At 67.6% G+C, this 19,247-nt stretch carries 13 protein-coding genes; 1 reads left to right on the plus strand and 12 read right to left on the minus strand.

Annotated features, from left to right (window positions below; genetic code table 11):
* Nucleotides 1-38: 38 nt before the first annotated feature.
* From ACOGXA_RS10265 to ACOGXA_RS10295, 7 genes are all read right to left on the minus strand, one after another.
* Nucleotides 39-6,443, minus strand: coding sequence for a S8 family serine peptidase (locus tag ACOGXA_RS10265; RefSeq protein ID WP_419923778.1), 6,405 nt, complete (start codon nt 6,441-6,443; stop codon nt 39-41).
* Nucleotides 6,444-6,559: 116 nt separating this feature from the next.
* Entirely contained in the window at nt 6,560-7,753 is a 1,194-nt protein-coding gene (locus ACOGXA_RS10270; protein WP_419923779.1) for an amidohydrolase family protein, read from the minus strand.
* Between the two features lie 42 nt (nt 7,754-7,795).
* The gene (locus ACOGXA_RS10275) at nt 7,796-8,575 is read right to left on the minus strand and encodes a CPBP family intramembrane glutamic endopeptidase (RefSeq protein ID WP_419923780.1); all 780 of its coding nucleotides are present in this window, start codon (nt 8,573-8,575) and stop codon (nt 7,796-7,798) included.
* Nucleotides 8,576-8,591: 16 nt separating this feature from the next.
* Nucleotides 8,592-9,356, minus strand: a complete 765-nt coding sequence (locus tag ACOGXA_RS10280; RefSeq protein WP_419923781.1) for an SDR family NAD(P)-dependent oxidoreductase — start codon at nt 9,354-9,356, stop codon at nt 8,592-8,594.
* A gap of 13 nt (nt 9,357-9,369) precedes the next feature.
* Nucleotides 9,370-11,502, minus strand: a complete 2,133-nt coding sequence (locus ACOGXA_RS10285; RefSeq protein ID WP_419923782.1) for an acetate--CoA ligase family protein — start codon at nt 11,500-11,502, stop codon at nt 9,370-9,372.
* A complete protein-coding gene (locus tag ACOGXA_RS10290; protein ID WP_419923783.1) occupies nt 11,499-12,371 on the minus strand; it encodes an amidohydrolase family protein in 873 nt (290 codons plus the stop codon). Before ACOGXA_RS10290 ends, ACOGXA_RS10285 begins: the two co-directional genes overlap by 4 nt.
* Nucleotides 12,368-13,759, minus strand: a complete 1,392-nt coding sequence (locus tag ACOGXA_RS10295; RefSeq protein ID WP_419923784.1) for a phenylacetate--CoA ligase family protein — start codon at nt 13,757-13,759, stop codon at nt 12,368-12,370. The genes ACOGXA_RS10290 and ACOGXA_RS10295 overlap by 4 nt, the downstream gene beginning before the upstream one ends.
* A gap of 134 nt (nt 13,760-13,893) precedes the next feature.
* On the opposite strand from ACOGXA_RS10295, the gene ACOGXA_RS10300 reads away from it, so the two are divergent.
* Nucleotides 13,894-15,006: an amidohydrolase family protein gene (locus ACOGXA_RS10300; protein ID WP_419923785.1), complete on the plus strand. Its 1,113-nt coding sequence runs from the start codon at nt 13,894-13,896 to the stop codon at nt 15,004-15,006.
* A 44-nt stretch (nt 15,007-15,050) separates the two neighbouring features.
* Here ACOGXA_RS10300 and ACOGXA_RS10305 read toward each other — a convergent pair whose 3' ends face one another.
* The 5 genes from ACOGXA_RS10305 to eno form a co-directional block, all read right to left on the minus strand.
* A complete protein-coding gene (locus tag ACOGXA_RS10305; RefSeq protein WP_419923786.1) occupies nt 15,051-15,545 on the minus strand; it encodes a hypothetical protein in 495 nt (164 codons plus the stop codon).
* 3 nt (nt 15,546-15,548) lie between these two features.
* Nucleotides 15,549-16,763, minus strand: a complete 1,215-nt coding sequence (locus tag ACOGXA_RS10310) for an amidohydrolase family protein (protein ID WP_419923787.1) — start codon at nt 16,761-16,763, stop codon at nt 15,549-15,551.
* A 54-nt stretch (nt 16,764-16,817) separates the two neighbouring features.
* Entirely contained in the window at nt 16,818-17,474 is a 657-nt protein-coding gene (locus ACOGXA_RS10315; protein WP_419923788.1) for a J domain-containing protein, read from the minus strand.
* Nucleotides 17,475-17,564: 90 nt separating this feature from the next.
* Nucleotides 17,565-17,906 carry an FtsB family cell division protein gene (locus ACOGXA_RS10320; protein WP_419923789.1) on the minus strand — a complete coding sequence of 114 codons (342 nt, stop codon included), beginning with the start codon at nt 17,904-17,906 and terminating at the stop codon, nt 17,565-17,567.
* Entirely contained in the window at nt 17,903-19,195 is a 1,293-nt protein-coding gene (gene eno / locus ACOGXA_RS10325) for a phosphopyruvate hydratase (protein WP_419923790.1), read from the minus strand. The genes ACOGXA_RS10320 and eno overlap by 4 nt, the downstream gene beginning before the upstream one ends.
* Nucleotides 19,196-19,247 lie beyond the last annotated feature (52 nt).

Below are 19,247 nucleotides of genomic sequence, written 5' to 3' on the forward strand. Positions count from 1 at the left end.
TATCCCCGCGGGTGATCTCCTCGGCGGCTGTCACGGGGTCAGGGGGTGATGGTGGCTGTGGCTTTGGCGGTGTTGTTGGCGGCGCCTATGAGGTACACGATGTGGAACTCGATGTCGGCGTCGATGCCCGCGGTGGGGACGTTGACGGTTGCGCCGGTTTCGCCGCCTTTGATGGTGATGGTGATGACGTTGCCGAGGCGGCGGTCGTGGGCGACGGCGTAGTAGACGGTGACGTCGCCCGTCGAGCGGCAACTCAGGCTGATCTCGAACTGGAGGTCTTCGCCCTGCCGGGCGGCGGCGTCGGCGACGGTGACGGTCGGCTTGCCAGTGCAGGCCGCGATGGCGGGCTCGGGGGGCGGGTCGTCGTCGTCGAGGATCTGTGCGGTCTGTGCTGCTTGCCGGCCGATCTCATAGCCGCTGCCTGCTCTCAGCGTGGCGGTGATCGACCCGTCGGCCTCGTCGGCGCTGTCGTCGACCGTGGCGACGGTGAGGGTGGCCTGGGTGGCGCCTTTGGGGATCGTCGCGGTGCGCGAACCCGTGGTTGCGCCCCAGTCGCCTGATGAGGCGATGTCCACGCTCACGTCGAGGTCGGTCGCGACCGGCGCGGACGCGGTGATCGTGAAGGTGGCGTCTGTTCCCTCTGTCCCGCCTGTGGCGGCGGTGATGGTGACCTCGGGCGGCGGCTCGTCGCTGTCGATGATCACCACCGTGGTCGAACCGTCAGCGCGCTCAACTCCGTCGGGCCCCCACGAGATGCCCAAAGTCACCCCCTCGGTGCTGCCGTTCAGCGACGGCGCCCGACTGCCGGTGCCGTACCACACAGTGATCTCCTGATCGTCCCAGTCGCTGTCATCCACAGCCGTCAACACCAACTCGACACGCTGATCACCCGGCTCCAGCACAACACCGTCAACACCCGGCCCGAACGTCACCTCGAACTCATTCGCGAACACCGCATCGGGATCGTTGAGGTCGCGCATCGTCCAATGCGTGCCCTCATCGCCGCCGGTCACGCTCAACGGCACCGTGAGCGTCTCCCAAGACCGCAAGACGCGCGTCGGGGCGATGTTCAACTGCGCCTGATTGTCATAGCCGGTGCCGTCCTCGGCGATCGACCTCGAAAAGAAAATCATGTACACCGTCAACGGATCCACATCATCATCAGACACCGCCACGGTGGCCTCTCCCTGGGCGGACGAAACCTCATAACCAGCGTCCGCGCCCGGCGCGTCCAACGTGGCGGTGACAGAGCCATCGGCCTCATCGACGCTGTCGCCGACCGTGGGGACGGTGAGCGTCGCCGTCGCCGCGTCCGCCGCGAAGCTCACCGTCCGCGAACCCGCAGCCACACCCCACTCGCCCGACGCGGAAACCGTCACGCTCACCTCGAAAGCCGCAGACTTCGGCGGGCTCGCGGTCACCGTGAACACCGCACCAGAGCCCTCGATCACGTCCCCGCCAGCGGTAACGGAGATCTCGGGGATCACCGGGGCCGGGTCGTCGTCGTCGGCGATTGGCGCGGTCTTCGACGACGACGGGCCGACGGTATAGCCGCTGCCCGCAACCAAAGCCGCGGTGATCGACCCGTCGGGCTCGTCGTCGCCGTCGTCTGTCGTGGCGATGGTGAGGGTCGCCTGGGTGGTGCCCGACGAGATCGTCGCGGTGCGCGTTCCGGTTGCGACGCCGTAATCGCCTGATGCGGTGATCGCCACGGCCACATCGAGGTTGGCGGCCGGTTGCGGCGTCGCGGTGATGGTGAACACCACATCGGTGCCCTCGGTCCCGCCCGAGCCGGCTGTGATGTCCACCTGCGGCGCCGGGTCGTCGTCGTCGGCGACAATCACCGTCGCGGCGCTGCTGGTGCCCACGTCGTAGCCGGCGCCGTCGACCAGCGTGGCGGTGACCGACCCGTCCGGCTCGTCGACCGCGTCGTCTCGGGTCGCAACTGAGTAGACCGCGGTGCCGTTGCTCATGACGAGGGTTCGCTGCCCCGGCCGGTAGGCGTAGTCGCCGCTTTGGGCGATGTCCATGGTGACGGCGATCGGGCTCGCCGGCGCGGGAACCACGGTGATGATGAACCTCGCGGCGGCGCCCTCGGTGATGTTTCCGCCGTCGGCGGCGATGCTGACCACCGGCAGGGCTTCGGTGACGGCGCCGGTGGCCGCGGGCACACTGAGGGCGTTCGCGGCGCCCGGCGCGTATGCCACCTGAAATTTCACCTTGTCGGAGTCCTTGGTGGGCACGCGCACCATCGCGGATGTGTCGCCGGGCCCGAACGTGACGCTCCGGGTCGACCCGTCGATATCGCTGCCGCGACCGATGTAGTAGTGGGCCACCAAGGCACGGCTGAATCGGCAGCTGAGCGTGACGCGGAACTCGAGGTCCTCGCCCCGCAGCGCGGTGGCGTCGGCCACCGACACCGTCGGCCTGCCGTCGCACACCGGCGGGAGGTCGTTGTCGGCGATGGTGACGGTGACCGGCCCACCCAACTCAAGGACGCCGGCGACGCCGGAATGGGTCGGCGCGCGGTCGCCGGTGCCGAACGCGAAGGTTATGGGCCGGTCGAATTCCGCGTCGTCGTCTATCGCCTCGAAGCGCATCACCGCGGTGCGCCCGCCGGCGGTAAACTCCACCGCGGTGGTGCTGCCGTACCCGGTGCGCGTCACGCCCGGCCCCGCCGGGTCGCCCAACAACCAGTCGCTACCCGACGTGCCTGTCACCGTGATCGGCACGCTCACCGTCTCGCCGGCTACCAGCGCCCGGCTCAAAGAGATCTCGAAATCGGTGGCGCCCCCGTTCTCAGACACCGAGGCGTCCCCCGCCGACAACGACACCGCCACCGGCACCGCACCGCCGTCATCGTCGGCGACGACAACGGTCGCCGTAGCGGCCGCGGCAAGGTCGTAGTCGAGACCGTCGACCAGAGCGACGGTGACCGAACCGTCGGGCTCGCCGAACGAGTCGCCGGCCGTCGCCACCGACAGCACAACTCGGCCCGAAACGGGGACCGTCACCGACCGCGAACCTGTGACGACGCCGAACGCGCCCCGCTGGGCCACCGTCACGCTCACCGCCAGATCGGCCGACGGCCTCGGGAACGCGGTGAGGGTGAACTCCGCCGCCGCGCCCTCGACCACGGCGGGCCCGCCGGCGACCGAAACCCGCGGCCTCGGACTGTCGTCGTCGAACACCGCCACGCTCGCCGATCCCGGCGGCGGCGTGTAATCGGCGCCCGCGGCGACCGTGACGGTGACCGACCCGTCGGGCTCTGCGGCCGAGTCGCCGGTCGTCCCCACAACCAGCACCGCGCGGCCCGAGGCGGGAATGGTCACCATCCGCACGCCGGTTGTGACGCCGAAGGCGCCCTGCTGGGCCACCGTCACGCTCACCGCCAGATCGGCAGAAGGCGTCGGACTGGCGGTCAGGGTGAATTTCGCCGCGGCGCCCTCCGCCACGGCGGGGCCCGCGGCGATGGAGATACTCGGGACAGGGTCGTCGTCGTCGATCCTCACTGTGATCGCGTCGGGGTCGGCCACGCCGTTGCCGCCGGCGGTCGCGGACACCTCGAACGTCTTCGCCGCCGACCCCGACAACTCGTACACATCGTTCTGCGACGCCGCGAACACCACCGACCCCGAACTCTCCGTCGAGCCCGCCGGGACCCTCAACACCGCCGGCGAGCCCAGCCACCCGTCCGACGGCTGGGCCGGCGCCACCGCAGCCGCGGCCAGAGTCGCGGTCACATCCTCAGACGACAAGCCGCTGAGCCGCGCAGTGACCGCCACCGAGCCGCCCTCGGCCACCGACGAGGCAGCATGTAACGACAGAACCGGCAGCGGATCGTCATCGGCGATCGCCACCACCACCAGCCCCGACTCAGGGTGGTACCCCAACGGCAAAGTGCCCAGCCTGACCCCGAACGTCTCGAGGCCCTCGTGGACGGTGTCCTGGGCGATCGAGATATGGGCGGTCGCCGAAGACGACCCCGCAGGAACCGTCACCGACGCGGGCGCCGAGTAATCGGCGCCCGCCTCTGCGGTCACACCGGCGAACGCCAGCGGCACCACCAGATCTTCGGTCGGCGCCGGGCCGCCCACCGACACCGCCACATCCACGCTCCCGCCCTCCGCAACGTTCGCCGCCGAAACCGACAGAGAAACCGGCTCCGTCGGCACACTGGAGTGCCCCGTCACCTCGATTTCCCACGAGCTGACGACCTCCCCGAAGCCCGTGCCGCAATACTTGCGTTGCACGTATTGGCTACCGCAGTTCGGCCAGGTCGGTATGTGCTGGATTCTCAGCTTCCAGGTTCCCCTCGGGTTCTCGCCCAGATGGCGCGACGACCCGAAATCGAACGAGCCCCGCAACGAGCACCTGCCCGCCAAGCAACCACTGTCTTCGGGCGCCAGGAGGGATTCGGCGCCCGAAGGAGACACCAGCGTCCACCGGTAGTCGCGGAAGTCCGATATGTCGCCGGCCACGGTGACCTTGACGTGCTCGGTGAAATCGATGCCCGTCTGCAAATCCAACGTCAGCTCGATCTCCGCTCCGCGCCCCGGCAGCGACACATCGCCGGTGTGCGAAGCCGCGAAGGTCTGCATCGGGGGCAACAGCGTCCATGCGGCCGCGGCATCAACTGCGGCCTCGGCGTCCACCAAACCGAAGCCGTACCGGTGGCTGAACGAGTAGGTCTCGGCCGTCGAGCTGTACTTCTGAACGCCGCTGAGCCAACTCGAGTGCTGCGGGTCGACCTTCTGAGCGGTGTCGGCCAAGATCACCTTCACATCCCGCCACGTCAACTCGGCGTTCACGCTGCGCATCAACGCGATCACCCCCGACACCATCGGCGCGGCCGCGCTGGTCCCGCCGAAATGGGTGGTGTAGTGATTCTGGCTCACCGGCGCCAAGATCCCGGCTTGGCCCCGCTCCCTTGCCAGCCCGCACACCCAAAGACTGGGGCCTTCTTCGGAGAATCCTGCCAATGTCCCCGCAGAGTTCACCGCGCACACCGTGACCACGCCGCGCAAGTTGTTAGCGGCATCCAAGGCCGACCAGTAGCGTCCCGGATGCGCGCTTTCGCGGCCGTTGCCGGCTGACGTCACATGGGAAGTCCCCTTGCCTCCGAAACCATCTCCGAGGCTGGTCTCCAAAGCCCGCTGATATATCGAGTCCGCCGGAGCGAGCCCCCGGGTAGGGCGTTCGCCGTAGCTGTGGTTGGCCACCGCCACCGTTGCCTTGTTGAGCGTCAGCGCCTCGACCTTCCTCGCCGAGGAATAGCAGTCCAACAGGTTGTAGTTCACCAGAGTGGCCCGGGGCGCGACGCCGCGCCCGCCCACCGCGTTGTCGCGGGCGCCCACAACCCCGGCAACCGCAGTGCCGTGGGTGATGCTCTCTCTGTAGGTTCTGCGGCAAAGCCCGCTTCTCGCGTTGTCCACGTTGTCGACGAGGTCTTCGTGGTTCGGGTTCCAGGTCATGTCCACCACCGCCACCGTGACCCCGGCCCCCATCGTCGTGGACCACACATCGCCGATGTTGATATCGATCCTCGGATCGCTGACTTGCACCGGCACCCAATACGGGGAAAACCGGTAGTCGCCAGACGCGTCCAGGTGCCACTGGCAGCTCGACAGCTCGTCGGGCCAGGGATCGGTGTATGCGTTGCATCGGCTCCTCGCATCCGCCGTGTGCCAGATACAGCCGTGGTAGACGACCGAACAGTCTTGCGAGGCGTCCGACGGGTCCTGCTGACCACGCTCGAACGGGGTGAACGTGTTGGGAACCGCGGTGTCAACGTCCGGTTCGGCCGACAACGCATCCGCCAAACGCAGCGACTCAGCATCCGACACCGTCTTCACCAAGAACCCGTTGGGCAACTCGCCCAGCGGCGACACCCGCCCCGACGCGATGTTGTGACGGCCCCACACCCCTTCGATGGCCGGCCCGTCCGCATGCGAAACGAACAGCACAACCACACCGCCCACCAACAAATGCGGCTGCCCGGTGCCAGACACGAACCAGGTGTCCGGCTTCGCCGCCGCTCCCGCTCCCGAGGCCGAAGCCCCCGACGCGTTCCCAACCGCCCCCGGCGCATACGCGCTCGCCGCCGACGAAGCCGCCAACGACAGGGCATCGCCCAGCTCCGCCACCTCCGCCTCGTCCAACAACCGCAACGGAACCTCACGACCACCGTCGTTCATCGTCCAAACACCGTCGGGGCCCACCAAATCCAAAACCCCCAACTCAGAGACAGCCTCGCCCAGCTCCGGACCGCCCAACCCGTCCCCAGGAGCCAACCCGTCCTCAGCACCGAGCGCCCCGCCCTCCGGCGACGGCACCTCAGCTCCGGCGGCAAACGCCAACTCAAGCTTCGCCGATGACGAGGACTGCGCGGGCTCGCCCACGGCAGGCGCGCTGTGCAGCGCCCCACCCAAGAGCGCCAACACCAAACCCCCAGCCCCCAACCGCAACGCCAAAACAGACCCGAGGCCCCGCATACCCCTCACCGCAAACACCTTAGACCAACCCCAAAACCCCTGCGCAGAGGGGGAAGCTCAGAACCTCAGGCGACGTTGAATAAGGCGGCGGCGTTTTCGCGCATGATTTGGCGCTGCTCATCTTGGGGACGGTTTTCGATGAGGGTGGCGAAGGAGTTTGGGTCGGCGATGCCTTCGGGGTGGGGGTGGTCGGAGCCGAATAGGACCTGGGTGGCGCCGATGCGGTCGGCTAGAGCCTCAACGTCGTCTTCGGGGTAGGGGGACACCAAGCAGCACTGCTTGAATATCTCGCTGATGCGCCCTGCCGGGCGCCCGGCGGGCCAGGGGCCGAAGCGGGCCATGCCCTTCTTCTTGTCCATCAGGGTGAGCAGGTAGTGGACCCAGTCGGAACCGTTCTCGATGCTCAGGAAGTTGAGGTTGGGGAAGCGGGCGTGCATGTTGCCGTACAAAAGCGCTCCGAACGTCTCCATGATGGGGCGGTCGCCGTGGAGGAAGGCCCACTGGAAGGCCGACATCTCCCGCACGTTGGCCACCGGGTCGTCGCCCATGCGAACGGCCAGGTCGCCGTAGCGCAGATCGGAGATGTGGAAAGCCACCGGGATCTGGGCCTCGTTGAGGCGGGCCCAGAACGGGTCGTAGTAGGGGTCGGCTATCGAGCGGCCCTCGCCGCCCCACGGACAGGGCCGCAGATGCACGATGCGGGCCCCGGCCTCCAGCACCCGGTCGAGTTCTTCGATAGCCCGCTCCCGTTCGAGCAGCGACAGCAGCGGCGGGGTGAACAGGCGGCCTTTGTACACATAGCCCCAGTCGTCCTCCAGCCACCGGTTGAAGGCCCTCAGGTTGGCGTAGGTCTGCTCCACATCGCCCACCATGTACTCCTCCACCGACACCCCAAAGGTGGGCAGCAAGATGGCCCACTCCACGCCCTGGCTGTCGAGCAGGTCGAGGCGGGCGTCGGGCTGCTTGTAAGCGGGGAGCATGTTCTCGGCGGTGTAGGCGTCGCCCCAGCTCAGGTCGGGGTTGTCCCGCTTGGCCTTGAACATCTCGTACATGGAGCCGGGTGCGTTGGTCTTGTCGAACTTCACGTGCATGAAGTTGTAAGGCCGGTCCCCCACCATCACCTCCCACTCCCCGTCGGCCCTTTGGCTAGCGGTAATGGCCTTGTCGCGGTAGCGGGACTCAATATGACGGCTGAAGCAGTCGGGGGCCTCGTAGTAGTGGTTGTCGGAATCGAACGTGCGGTAGCCGAGGTCGGCCATGGGGTTCAGCTTAGGTTCTGGGTGTGGTGGGCAGCCCAGCGGCTACTGGACGGCCAAGACGAGCAAGTCAATCGTCAGCGCGACGGCGAAGTGGAGGGCGGCGCCCAAGTACACCGAGCCGGTGCGGAGGCTGAGGAAGCCGAGGACGGTGCCGGCCACGATGGAGCCGAGGGCTTCGGCCAGGGGCTTGGTGAGATGGATCATCACGTAGGGGATGAGGGCGATGAACACGGCCATGGCACCGAAGCGGCGGGCCAGGCCGTGGACCAGCACGCCGCGAAAGAAGAACTCCAGGGCCAAGAACTGCCCGGCGTACACCACTTGCCAGATGTAGAAGCGGGGCCTGTAGCCGATGCCGGGGGGCGGCTCGTAGAACGGGTAGGTGTCCTGGAATTCGCCGTTGAAGCTGGCCGCCACCACGAACGGCACCAGCACCAAGTAGAGGCCCAGATAGAGGGGCGCGTGGCGGCGGAGTTCGGGGCCGGCTCTCAGGCCCAGGTCGCGCAGGCGGGTGCGCAGCACGAAGCGGGCCACCAGCACGGCGGGCACCACGTACACCACCCAGCGGAACAGCCCCCAGTACATGCGGCGGTTGAACCCGGCGTGTTCGGATTGGCCCAGAGCCCGCTCGAACCGGTCGGACAGCCCGTCGAGGGCCACGCCGTCGAGGATGGCGGTGAGCCAGTCGGTGGTGGATGACAGACCGCCGTAGCGGATGGCGATGACGGTGCCGATGGCCAGCAGAATCAGCACCACCGCGTTGCGGTCCACCTCCCCCTGTGCGGGAGCCGCGGCCCGTATCCGGTCGCCGATCCCGCTCATCGCCGGGAAGCCAGGCTCACGGGGTTAGGTACCACCCGCCGGAGATGTTGATCACCTGGCCGGTGATGTGGGCCGACTCGTCGCTGCACAAAAAGGCGATGGAGTTGGCCACGTCCTCGGGCTCGGCATGGCGGCGCAGCGGGGTCTCCTCCCTAAACGACTCGTAGTACTCGGCCTGGGCGTCCACCCACTTCGAGCGCACCAGGCCGGGAGCCACCGCGTTGACCCTGATGTTGTGCGGTCCACCCTCGATGGCAGCTCCTCGGGTGACCTCATTGAGGGCGGCCTTGGCCGCGGCGTACGGCCCCTCCCGACCGTTGCCCCCCAGATAGGCCGCCACCGAGCTCACGTTCACGATGCGCCCCCACTGGCGATCCCGCATCGCTCCGATGGTCCGCCAGATCAGCCACCAGCAGGCGGTGAGGTCCACGGCGATGACGTCGTCCCAGTCGCCGGGGTCGTAGTCGAAGATGCTGCCCTGCACGTTGATCGCCGCGCTGTTCACCAAGATGTCCACCGACCCCATCTCGGCATACACCCGGTCCATGGTTTTGACCATCAAATCCCGGTCGCCGATGTCGGCCACCGCGGCCGTCACCGGCACGTCGTAGACCTCCCGCAGGGCCTCGGCCGTCTCGTTGGTGCGGCGCTGGTGGTTGTCCAGCACCACGATGCCCGCCCCAAAGGAGGCCAGCGTCCGACAGGTGGTGGACCCGATGGCTGCCCCCGCCGCCCCGGTCACCAGCGCCACCCGCCCCCCAAACTCATTCTCCGCAGGCATGAAGGGATGGTAGCTATCCAGCGAGGGCGCGGTTGCGGGCGTGGCGTTTGGTGGCGGCTACGGCGGTCATGGCTTCGGTGAAGCGGGTGAAGGTGGGGAGGTTGGCATCTAGGCAGGTTTGCTGGATGCGGGCAGCGATGTCGGGCGGGGCGCAGTCGATGTTGCGGAGGACTAGAGATAGGCGGGTTTGGGGCCACTGTTTGGTGGCGGCAGCGGTGGTTTCGATGATGGGGAAGAGGCGCTCTATGCCGTCGCCGGCGTAGCTGAAGAAGGCCTGGACGTTGGTGTGGACCACAACGTCGGGATAGGGCTGGGTCTGCAAGATGGGGTCTAGGGCTTGCACCAGCACATCGGGCACCGACACCGGGCCGAAGCCGATCTCGATGGGGTTGCGGACGCTGGCCCCCACGCCGTAACCCAGATCCTTGAGGGCCTGCTGGCCCTGCTCGCTCACCGGGGTGGTGACCAACCCGGCCCGGTCGGCGGCATCGGTGCCCAGCACCGAGGCACCTCCGCCGACACCCAGCACCAGGGTGTCGGGGTCGCCGCCGATGTCGGCGTCGGCCCAGCGCTGGAGATAGGCGATGGCCGACAGCAGTTCCTCCATGGTGCCCACGATGCTTATCCCGGCCGACGCGCTGATGGCGTCCCAGATCCGGTGGTCGGCCACCAAGGCCCCGGTGTGCGAAACCGCCGCTCCCCTTCCCTGGGCGGTGCGGCCTCCTACCAACATCACCACCGGCTTGTGGCCCTTGGCCTCTTGTAGGGCATTGTAGAGGCGGCGGCCGTCGCGGGGATCCTCCAAGTACATGCCGATGATGCCGGTGTCGGGATCGTCTACCAGCCACTCCAGCAGCTCGCCGGGGGTGACGTCGATGCTGTTGCCGACGGTACACAGCTTGGACAGACGGATGCCCCGGATGGCTCCGGCTTTGACCATGTCGCCGGCCAGCCCGCCGCTCTGGGAGATCATGGACACCCGCCCCGCCTCGGTGGGGGCGTTGCGCAGGAAGGTTTGCCGGCCGGCCGGGGCGTAGGCCCCCAGGCAGTTGGGGCCGAGCACCCGCACCCCCGACTCTCGGGCCGCGGCGGCCAGATCGTCTTCCAGATCGGCCCCCTCAGCGCTGGCCTCTCGGAACCCGCCGCTGATGACGTGGACGAACTGGGCCTTGCCCGCCGCCCCTCGCACCAGATCAGCACAGGCCGCCGCGGGGACTGCACCGACCACATAGTCCACTTCGCCGTCGATGTCGGCCACCGACGGCACGGCGGGGATGCCGTCGACCTCGGATGCTTTGGGGTGGACGGCCCAAAGCGTGCCCGGCCCCCAGCCCAACTCCTTGTAGGCGGTCAGAAAGGTGTTGCCGAAACCGGGTCGGCTGGTGGAAGCCCCGGCCACCGCGATGCCCCGGGGGGCGAACAGGGGGCCAAAGTCGGTTTTCGGCCGCTCGGGGGGCACTCCGGTGGGTGCTTTCCGGGTGATGAGCCGGGCGTCCACCGCGATTGCGCCGTCGGGGGAGGCGATCACCGGGTTGCACTCCAGCTCGGCCAGGTACTCGCCTATCTGGGCGGCTACCCCGTCGGGTCCGGCCACGGCCAGCAGCAACTCGATGAGTGCGCCGATGTCGACGGCAGGCTGGCCCCGAAACCCCGTCAGCAGCTCGGCCCCTTTGAAGCCGGTCACCATTTCCTCGGCATCGGCTCTGGAGATAGGGGCCAGCCGCAGCACCACCTCGTCCAACACTTCGGTGAGGGTGCCGCCCAGCCCGAGGGCGGCCACCGGTCCGAACGGGGGCCGGTCCACCACCCCGACCAGCAGCTCGACCCCGGCGTCGGCCTGCTCTTCCACCAGGAAACCGTCGAGCCGACCTCCGGCCTCGGTCACCGCCACCGCCATCTCCGCTGCCTCAAAGTTCAGCTCATAGCCCGCCACTCCCAGGCGCACCGCGCCCACATCCGACTTGTGGGCCAAACCTTCGCCATATCCCTTCAGCACCAGCGGCTCAGTCAGTCCATGGCCAACGACCAGGTCAGCGAGCACCGACGGGTTGGCAATAACCTCGTCGACGGCCACACTCACACCCATCGGAACCGCTACCCCCGCCGCCGCCAACTGCTCCTTGACCTCGGGCTCGGGAATGGTCATCCCAGGCGGGTGAACACCCGGCGGGCGGTGCCGCCGAGCAGGTTGGCCCGGGCCTCGTCGCCCAGTTCCACCTCAGAAAGCTGACCCAGGGCGTGGCGGTGGCCCACGGTGGGAAAGCCGGTGCCCCACAGGCACTTGCGCCGCCCAGCACCGTTCATGAACGCCACCAACTCGGCCGACCAGTGCCGGGGCGGATACACCGAGGTGCCCAGGTATACGTTGGGGAACTTGAGGGCCATGGCGATGCACTCGGCCACCCACGGCCAACCGGTGTGCGACAGCACAAAACGCACACAGGGGAAATAGAGGGCGGGCCGGTCGATGCCTATGGGCACACCGCACTCGCTACCCATGAGCCCGCCGGAGGTGCCGGCCTGCATGACGAAGGGTACGTCATAGGTGGCGCACAGGGCGTAGTAGGGGTAGTAGTCGGCGTGGTCGAAGCGGCGGTCGAAACTGTGGGTGTGGGTGTGCAGGCCCACGCACCACGGCTGCTCCAACATGGCGGCGGCCTCGGCAACCCCGGCCATCCCGGTGCGGGGGTCGATGGACCACTGGCCCAGGAACCGGCCAGGGTGGTCGGCGGCCAGCCGCTCCAGATCGTCGGGCTGTGCGGCTACCAGCTCAAAGTCGGTGGCCGCGGGATGGGCGGGCCGATGGGTTACTGGCAGGATCACCGCGGCAATGCCCAGTTCGTCCATGCGGGCTGCCATGGTGTCGGCGGCGCAGAAGGAGTCGGTGTCGTCGGTGCGGACCTTCACTGCGATGCCGGTGGCCTCCAGGGCCGCGTTCCACACGTCGGCCTGTTCGGCGAAGAATCGGTTGCACCAGTAGTCGATGGCGCTGCCAGCCAGCGCAGAGTCGGTCATGGCCGCTCGTCCTTGAACCGCACCAGCTTGGCCGCGGTGCCCATGCCGGTGAGCCCGTCCAACTCGCCGGGGCGCACAACCTCGGCGGTCATCCGCACACTCATGATCTCTTTGATCCGGTCTTCCACCCGCTCGGCCACCGCACCGAACTCGTCGGCGGGGGCGTCGCTGGCCACCATCACGATCATCTCGTCGCGGTTGCCGGCCCGAACCGCCCGGCAGAAGAAATCCTCGGTCACCCCGGCCACGTCGCTGATCACCTCGCCGATGGCCTCGGGCCACACGTTCACCCCCCGCAGCTTGACCATGTTGTCGCCCCGCCCGGCGAACGGCCCCATGCGCCTCAGCCACGAGCCGCACTCGCACTGGCCCGGCGGGTACAAGAACGACAGGTCCATGATGTTGTAGCGGAATTGGGGCGAGCCGGTCTTGCAGATCTCGGTGATAACCAGCGCCCCCTGGGTGCCGTCGGGCACCGGCTCGCCGGTCTCGGGGTCCACGATCTGCACCGCGAAGCAGTCCTCGAATATGTGGAGTTGGCCGTTGCGCAGCGGGCACTCGATGGACACGTTCTGCACCTCGTGGAACCCATAGGGCTGGGCCGGGGTCACCCCCCACACCTCCTTGACCCGCTCGGCGTCGCCGATGTGGCCGCCGGGCAGGGCCCGGATGTTGAAGTCGGCTTTGGGGTCGAGTCCCATCTCGACCGCGGTCTCGGCCATCTTCAGCATGTAGTCGCCGGTGGTCAAGATGGCCGCCGCCCCGTACTCATGGGCCAGCTCCACCTGCTTGCGGGTGGAGGTCACGTTGCCGGTGCCGGTGGTGAGGACCACGCAGTTGAGCCAGCGGTACAGCGCCTCGTCGAAGGCGTGGGCCCCGTTATGGGTGGAGTAGGCCCAGGCGTTGACCACCACGTCGCCGGGGCGAATCCCCTCGGCATACAGTGCCCGGGCCATGGTGATGGCTCCCACTTCCCGGTCCCAGGCGGTGTAGAGGGTGGGCCGAGAGCGTCCGGTGGTCCCGCCCGACACATACAGCCGCATGGGCTCGTTGCGGGCGTCTTCCAGCCCGATGCTCTGGTAGTCGCCCAGCGGGGGGTTCTCGTTGATCGACGCCCGGATGTCGTCCACGGTGTAGGCCGGCGCCCGCCACAGGTCATCGAGGGTGCGGAGCTGGTCGGGGTGGAACCCGGCCGCCTCCCACCGCTTGCGGAAGAACGGCACCTGCCAGGCCCGCTGCGCCCGGTCTTGGAGGCGCAGGAGCTGCTTGCGGGCGATGGTGTCGGGATCTTCGAAGAATGCGGTCTCGAAGTACTCCGGCGGGGGCGGGAACAGGCGGCAGATGGCCCCGTAGTCCAGCTCGTGCGGGCGGCGCATCCCAGTGCTCATAGACGCATCCCCGCGCCGACGAACCCATCCCCCGTGCTCATAGAACTGCCACGGTACCCGCGACGGCGATGGCGGTGACAGACCGGCCGCACCGCCGCTGCACCACCCCACAGTCGGCCACTAGCGTTTCGAGCGTGAAAGTCATCTCGGCCGATTGCCACATCAACGAGCCGCCCCACGTGTTCGAGCGGGTGCCCGAGGAGTACAAAGACCGCATTCCCCGCATGATGCCCGCTCCCGACGGGGGCGACGGCTGGTCGTTCGACGGCGGGCCGCCCAAGCGCAGCTTCGGCATCGAGGCCATGGCCGGGGTGGCCAAGGAGGACTACAAGCTCTCGGGCATGAAGTTCGAGGAGATAATGCCGGGCAACTACGACGGCACCGCCCACTGCGCCGACATGGACCTCGACGGCGTGTGGGGGTCGGTGGTGTACCCGGCCAACTCCATCTTCACCTATCTGGAGCCCGACCGGGGCCTGGCCGTGGCCTGTATGCGCTCGTACAACGACTGGGTGCTCGATGAGTTTCAGGGTGCAGCGCCCGACCGGCTGCGGGGTCTGCCCATGCTGCCCACCGAGGACGGCATGGACATCACCTTGGCCGAGGTCGACCGGGTAGTGGAGAAGGGGGCCAAGGGGTTGTTCGTCCCCGGCATGCCCACCCGGCCCTACAACGACCCCTACTACGAGCCGCTGTGGAAGGCGTGTTCAGAGCTGGACGTGCCGGTCACCTTCCACCGCACCTTCGGCGGCAAGCCGCCCGACTCCGACTGGGACGAGCTGGTGGAACAGAACGTGTCGGTACCGGGCATCGTGAACCGTTTCTTCAGCGCGGTGCGCCCCCTCACCTACATGATCTTCGCCGGCATCTTCGACCGGCACCCCAACCTCAAGGTGGTGGCCGCCGAGGTGAACTACGGCTGGGTGCCGTTCTGGTACCAGACCATGGACGACGAATTCCACACCCAGGCCGCCTGGTCGGACTCCCCCATGGAGCGGGCCCCCAGCAGCTACCTGGGCACCAACGTGTTCGTCACCGGCCTCGACGACCACAACGGCCACATGCAGATGCGAAGCGGCAACCAGACCCTGGTGGACATGTCCATGTGGTCGTCCGACTACCCCCACTCGGTGACGCTCTGGCCCGACAGCCGCAAAATCATCGCAGAACTCGTCGACGGCATGACCGAGTCCGACACCCAAAAAGTCCTCTACGCCAACGCCGCCCGCGTCTACAAGTACAACTAACCACCCGCGGCCCTCGCTAGGGCTGCTCTTGCCTGCCACCCAGCTTATTGGTGGCGGCGGTCTTCGAAGTCTTCGGGGAGGTCTATGGGGGGGTCGGGGAGTTTGGTGATGTTGCGGCTAGCGAGGAGGGATTCGAAGCCTTCGGGATCGGCGGCCCAGGAGGCGGCGTCGCCCATCATTACCTCAAACAGCTCTACGCCTTCGGGGCCAGCGACGAGCGGGCCTAAGGCGGCGCCGTGGGGCAGCTCAATGTGGGTGCCGGTTGGGCAGTGGACGTCGCCGCACATCAGGTCGCCGCTCAGCACGTACATCACCTGGGGGGAATGGTGGCCGTGGCGGTGGACGATCATGCCCGGGTCCCAGCGGGCCCACATCGACAGGTACTGCTGGCCAGCGCTGCCGAACGTGAACCACTTCTCCCACACCGACTTCTGCCCGTCGGGGTGCATCTGGGTGCGTACCTGCTGGGTCTTCAGGTCCTCGTCGTTTAGGTGGCGGAAGATGGGCGCCAGGCCGGGAACCTCATGGGGCGACGCCATCGCTCAGCTCACCCCGGCGGGAACTTTGGGCACGTAGTCCGAGGGGTCGTAGGTATAGGTGGTGGCCTCGATGAACTCGCTGGGCAGGTAGCCCTCGGGGAACCGGTACAGATCGAGCGAGTTGTCCCACAGGATCTTGCGCTTGGACTCGTCTGAGACCTTGGGCAGGTCCAAGAACGACTGCACCGCCAGCGGATACTTGGAGTCGGGGTGGGGGTAGTCGCTCTCCCACACGATCTTGTCGTTGCCCAGTTCCTCGATCACGTGGTACACCAGGTACTCGTCGGGCTCCACCGAGATGAAGCAGTTGTCCCGGTAGTACTCCTGGGGCGACTTGGTGAGCCCCGGCTTCTCGTAGTCGCCCGACAGCTCGATGTGCTCCTCCATGCGCCACAGCCACCACGGCAGCCAGGCGCAGTTGGCCTCCATGTAGGCCACCCGCAGCCGGGGGAACCGCTCGAAGACGCCGTTGCAGATCATCGACAGCATGGCCATCTGGGCCTCGTGGGGATGGCAGACGGTGTGCCACTCGGTGAAGGTCTCGAACCGGTCGGCGCCGGCCGACGCCCCGTTGTGGCCCATGAAATCGTGGGTGGCGAACGCACAGTCCAGGTCTTGGAGCAGCTCGTACATGGGGTCGTAGTAGGGGTCGCCCAGCATCCGCCGGTTGAACATGTTGGGCCGGGCGAAGAAGCACCTGGTGCCCAGGTTGTCGTAGGCGTACTGGATCTCCTCCACCGCCCGGTACACATCGTTCATCACCACCGGCCCCGAGGCGATTACTCGCCCGCCGGACATCTCCCGCATCTCCTGGCCCCAGCGGTTGTAGGCCCGGCACATGGCGGCCTGGAGCTCGGGGTCCATGCCGTCGGACCACAGGTCGTAACCGGGGCCGTAGATCACCATGAAGTCCATGCCGTCGAGCGGCATGGCCTGGGCCACCGCGTCGCCGGGAAAGCCGTTGTCCACCACCGCCTGGCCGTACTTGGCCCGCATGTGGTCGTAGGTCCAGTTCACCGCCTCCATGAAGTCGCCATAGATGGTGACCCGGCTCTGGGTGTAGCGGCCGTCGACAGTGGCGGGGCGGAACGTCTCCCGGCCGGGGACCTCTTTCCAGCCCACCCTGTGCTGGAACTTCTGATCCAAGAATCGTTCCCACAGATTCCTGGGCTCCACCACGTGCCCGTCGGCGTCGAAGACTTTGTACCCGTGCCGCATTGCTGGTTCTCCTCTTGTTGCTGGCGCCCATTCCGGAGCCCCGAAAAGAGTACGTCAACCGGAGGGAGGGTGGTAGCAGACGGCCTGCTGGGCCGACCTCACCCAGCGGAGTTCGGTGTCGACAGGACAGGGGGCGCCCAGCGGCACCCAGGAAACCAGCAGGCCGTCGTGGGGCTGCTCACAGTCCGCCGAGACAAGGGAGGTGGTGCCGATGAGAAAGCAGTCGCCGGGTTCGGGGCGCGACTGCGACACCGGGGCCGACGCGGTGACCGGGCTGTCTGGGCTGGAATCATCAACGGCCGAAGCAGCCATAAAGATCAGCACAACCGCCACCGCCACCACCACGGTGGCTGCCAGGCTGATCCACCGCCACCGGAAACCGACCATCTCGATGGGCGCCGGAGATGCAGCCGACGGTTTGGACGGGGTCTCAGCCGGACGGTGGCTGCCATCCGAAGAGGAGCCGCCGGAGGAGCGGGCACCGCCAGTCGGGCGAGGAACCATCCCGGCCAGCCTCCGGTCGTAGGCCGCTCGTGATCGGGGATCACCCAGGGTCTGCCAAGCCTGGTTGACCGCTCGCATCTGCTCGGGATCGCCCGACGGCCGGTCGGGATGCCAGCGGCGGGCCTGGCGAAGGTAGGCCCGGCGGACGGTGGCGATTTCGGCAGTCGGGGAGACGCCCAGAACGTCGTAGTGCGATCGCTCTGGCATGGTGCGCCGGTCAGTCGTCGAGGCGGAGCAGATCGGGACAGTGCGGGAGCGGCGAGTTGTCGGAGATGGTCATGTCCCGACGCTATCCGGCTACTCGGCCAGGGAAGTCACCAGGGCGTTGAGCGGCCAGAGGTCGGGAATCTCCACCGGCTGAGGGGCTGGGGGCAAAATGGCGTAGGCCTCCTCCCCGGGATAAACCAGGTTGTATTCCGAGCGGGCCAAGCGCTCAACCTCCTCCGGCTGCGACAGCGCCGTGAGCCGGAAGCGGAAGGCATCGTTCTCCTCCAAGAGGGCAGCCAACTCGGCCCGGGCGTCAGCGGTCTCCGACCTCTGGTCTAGGTAGGTCCGGGTGGGCAGCACGGCGTAGAACAGCACCACCAAAACGATCAGCACCAGCACCAGCGGGATGACGGAGCGGCGCAGCGCGATCACAGCTCTGCCCCCGAGGACGAAGCCAGAATCGCACCACCCCGGTAGGCGGCGACCTCTCCCAGCTCCTCTTCAATGCGCAGGAGCTGGTTGTACTTGGCCACCCGGTCGCTGCGGGCCGGGGCGCCAGTCTTTATCTGGCCGCAGTTGGTGGCCACGGCCAAATCGGCGATGGTGGCATCCTCGGTCTCGCCCGAGCGGTGCGATATCACCGAGGTATAGCCCGAGGCACTGGCCAACTCCACCGCTTCCAAGGTCTGGGTGAGCGTGCCCACCTGGTTGGCCTTGACCAGAATGGAGTTGGCCACGCCCAACTCAATGCCCCGGCTCAGCCGCTCGGTGTTGGTGGCGAACAGGTCGTCGCCCACCAACTGGACCCGCTCCCCCAGGGCCTCGGTGAGCAGCGCCCAACCGTCCCAGTCGTCTTCGGCCATCCCGTCCTCAATGGAAACGATGGGGTAGGCATCGCAAAGCTCCGTCAGATATGCGGCCATCTCAGCAGAGTTCAGCAACCGGCCCTCCCCGGCCAGGCAATACTCCCCCCCCTGGTAGAACTCGGTGGAGGCTGCATCCAGCGCCAGAGCCATGTCGTCGCCCGGTATCAGCCCGGCGGCTTCAACAGCATCCACCAGCACCGCCGCCGCGGCCTCGTTGGAGTCCAGATCGGGAGCAAATCCCCCCTCGTCGCCGATCCCCGCCGACAGCCCCCGCTCCACCAAGAGGCGGTGCAGACAGTGGTAAGTCTCGGCGCCCCAGCGCAGGGCCTCGCGGAACGAGGCTGCCCCCACCGGTATCACCATGAACTCTTGGAGGTCGATGTTGTTGGCGGCATGGGCCCCGCCGTTGAGCACGTTCATCATGGGCGTGGGCAATACATGGGCGTTGGCCCCGCCGATGTAGCGGTACAGCGACAGGCCGCTGTAGGAGGCCGCGGCATGAGCTGCGGCCAAAGAGACCCCCAGCACCGCATTGGCCCCTAGACGGCCGAGCCCGTCGGTGCCGTCCAAGTCGATCATCGCCTGGTCGAGGCTCCGCTGGTCGGCCGCGTCGATCCCGACGACCGCGTCGGCGATCTCCCCATTGACCGAGGCCACCGCTCCGGCCACGCCCCGGCCAAGGTACCGTTCGCCGCCGTCGCGCCGTTCCACTGCCTCATGGCGGCCGGTGGACGCCCCCGAGGGCACCATGGCCCGGCCCGATACGCCAGAGCCAACCGCAACCACAACCTCAACCGTGGGGTTGCCTCTGGAGTCGAGCACCTCTCGTCCGACTATGCGTGTAATCGCGCTCAAAACCCGGGACTTTCGGAAACTTCCAAGCCTGTCTTGTGTTGCTTGTGTGGTT

The sequence above is a fragment of the Candidatus Poriferisocius sp. genome (genome assembly GCF_965208475.1).
In the GTDB taxonomy this organism is placed as follows: domain Bacteria; phylum Actinomycetota; class Acidimicrobiia; order Acidimicrobiales; family Bin134; genus Poriferisocius.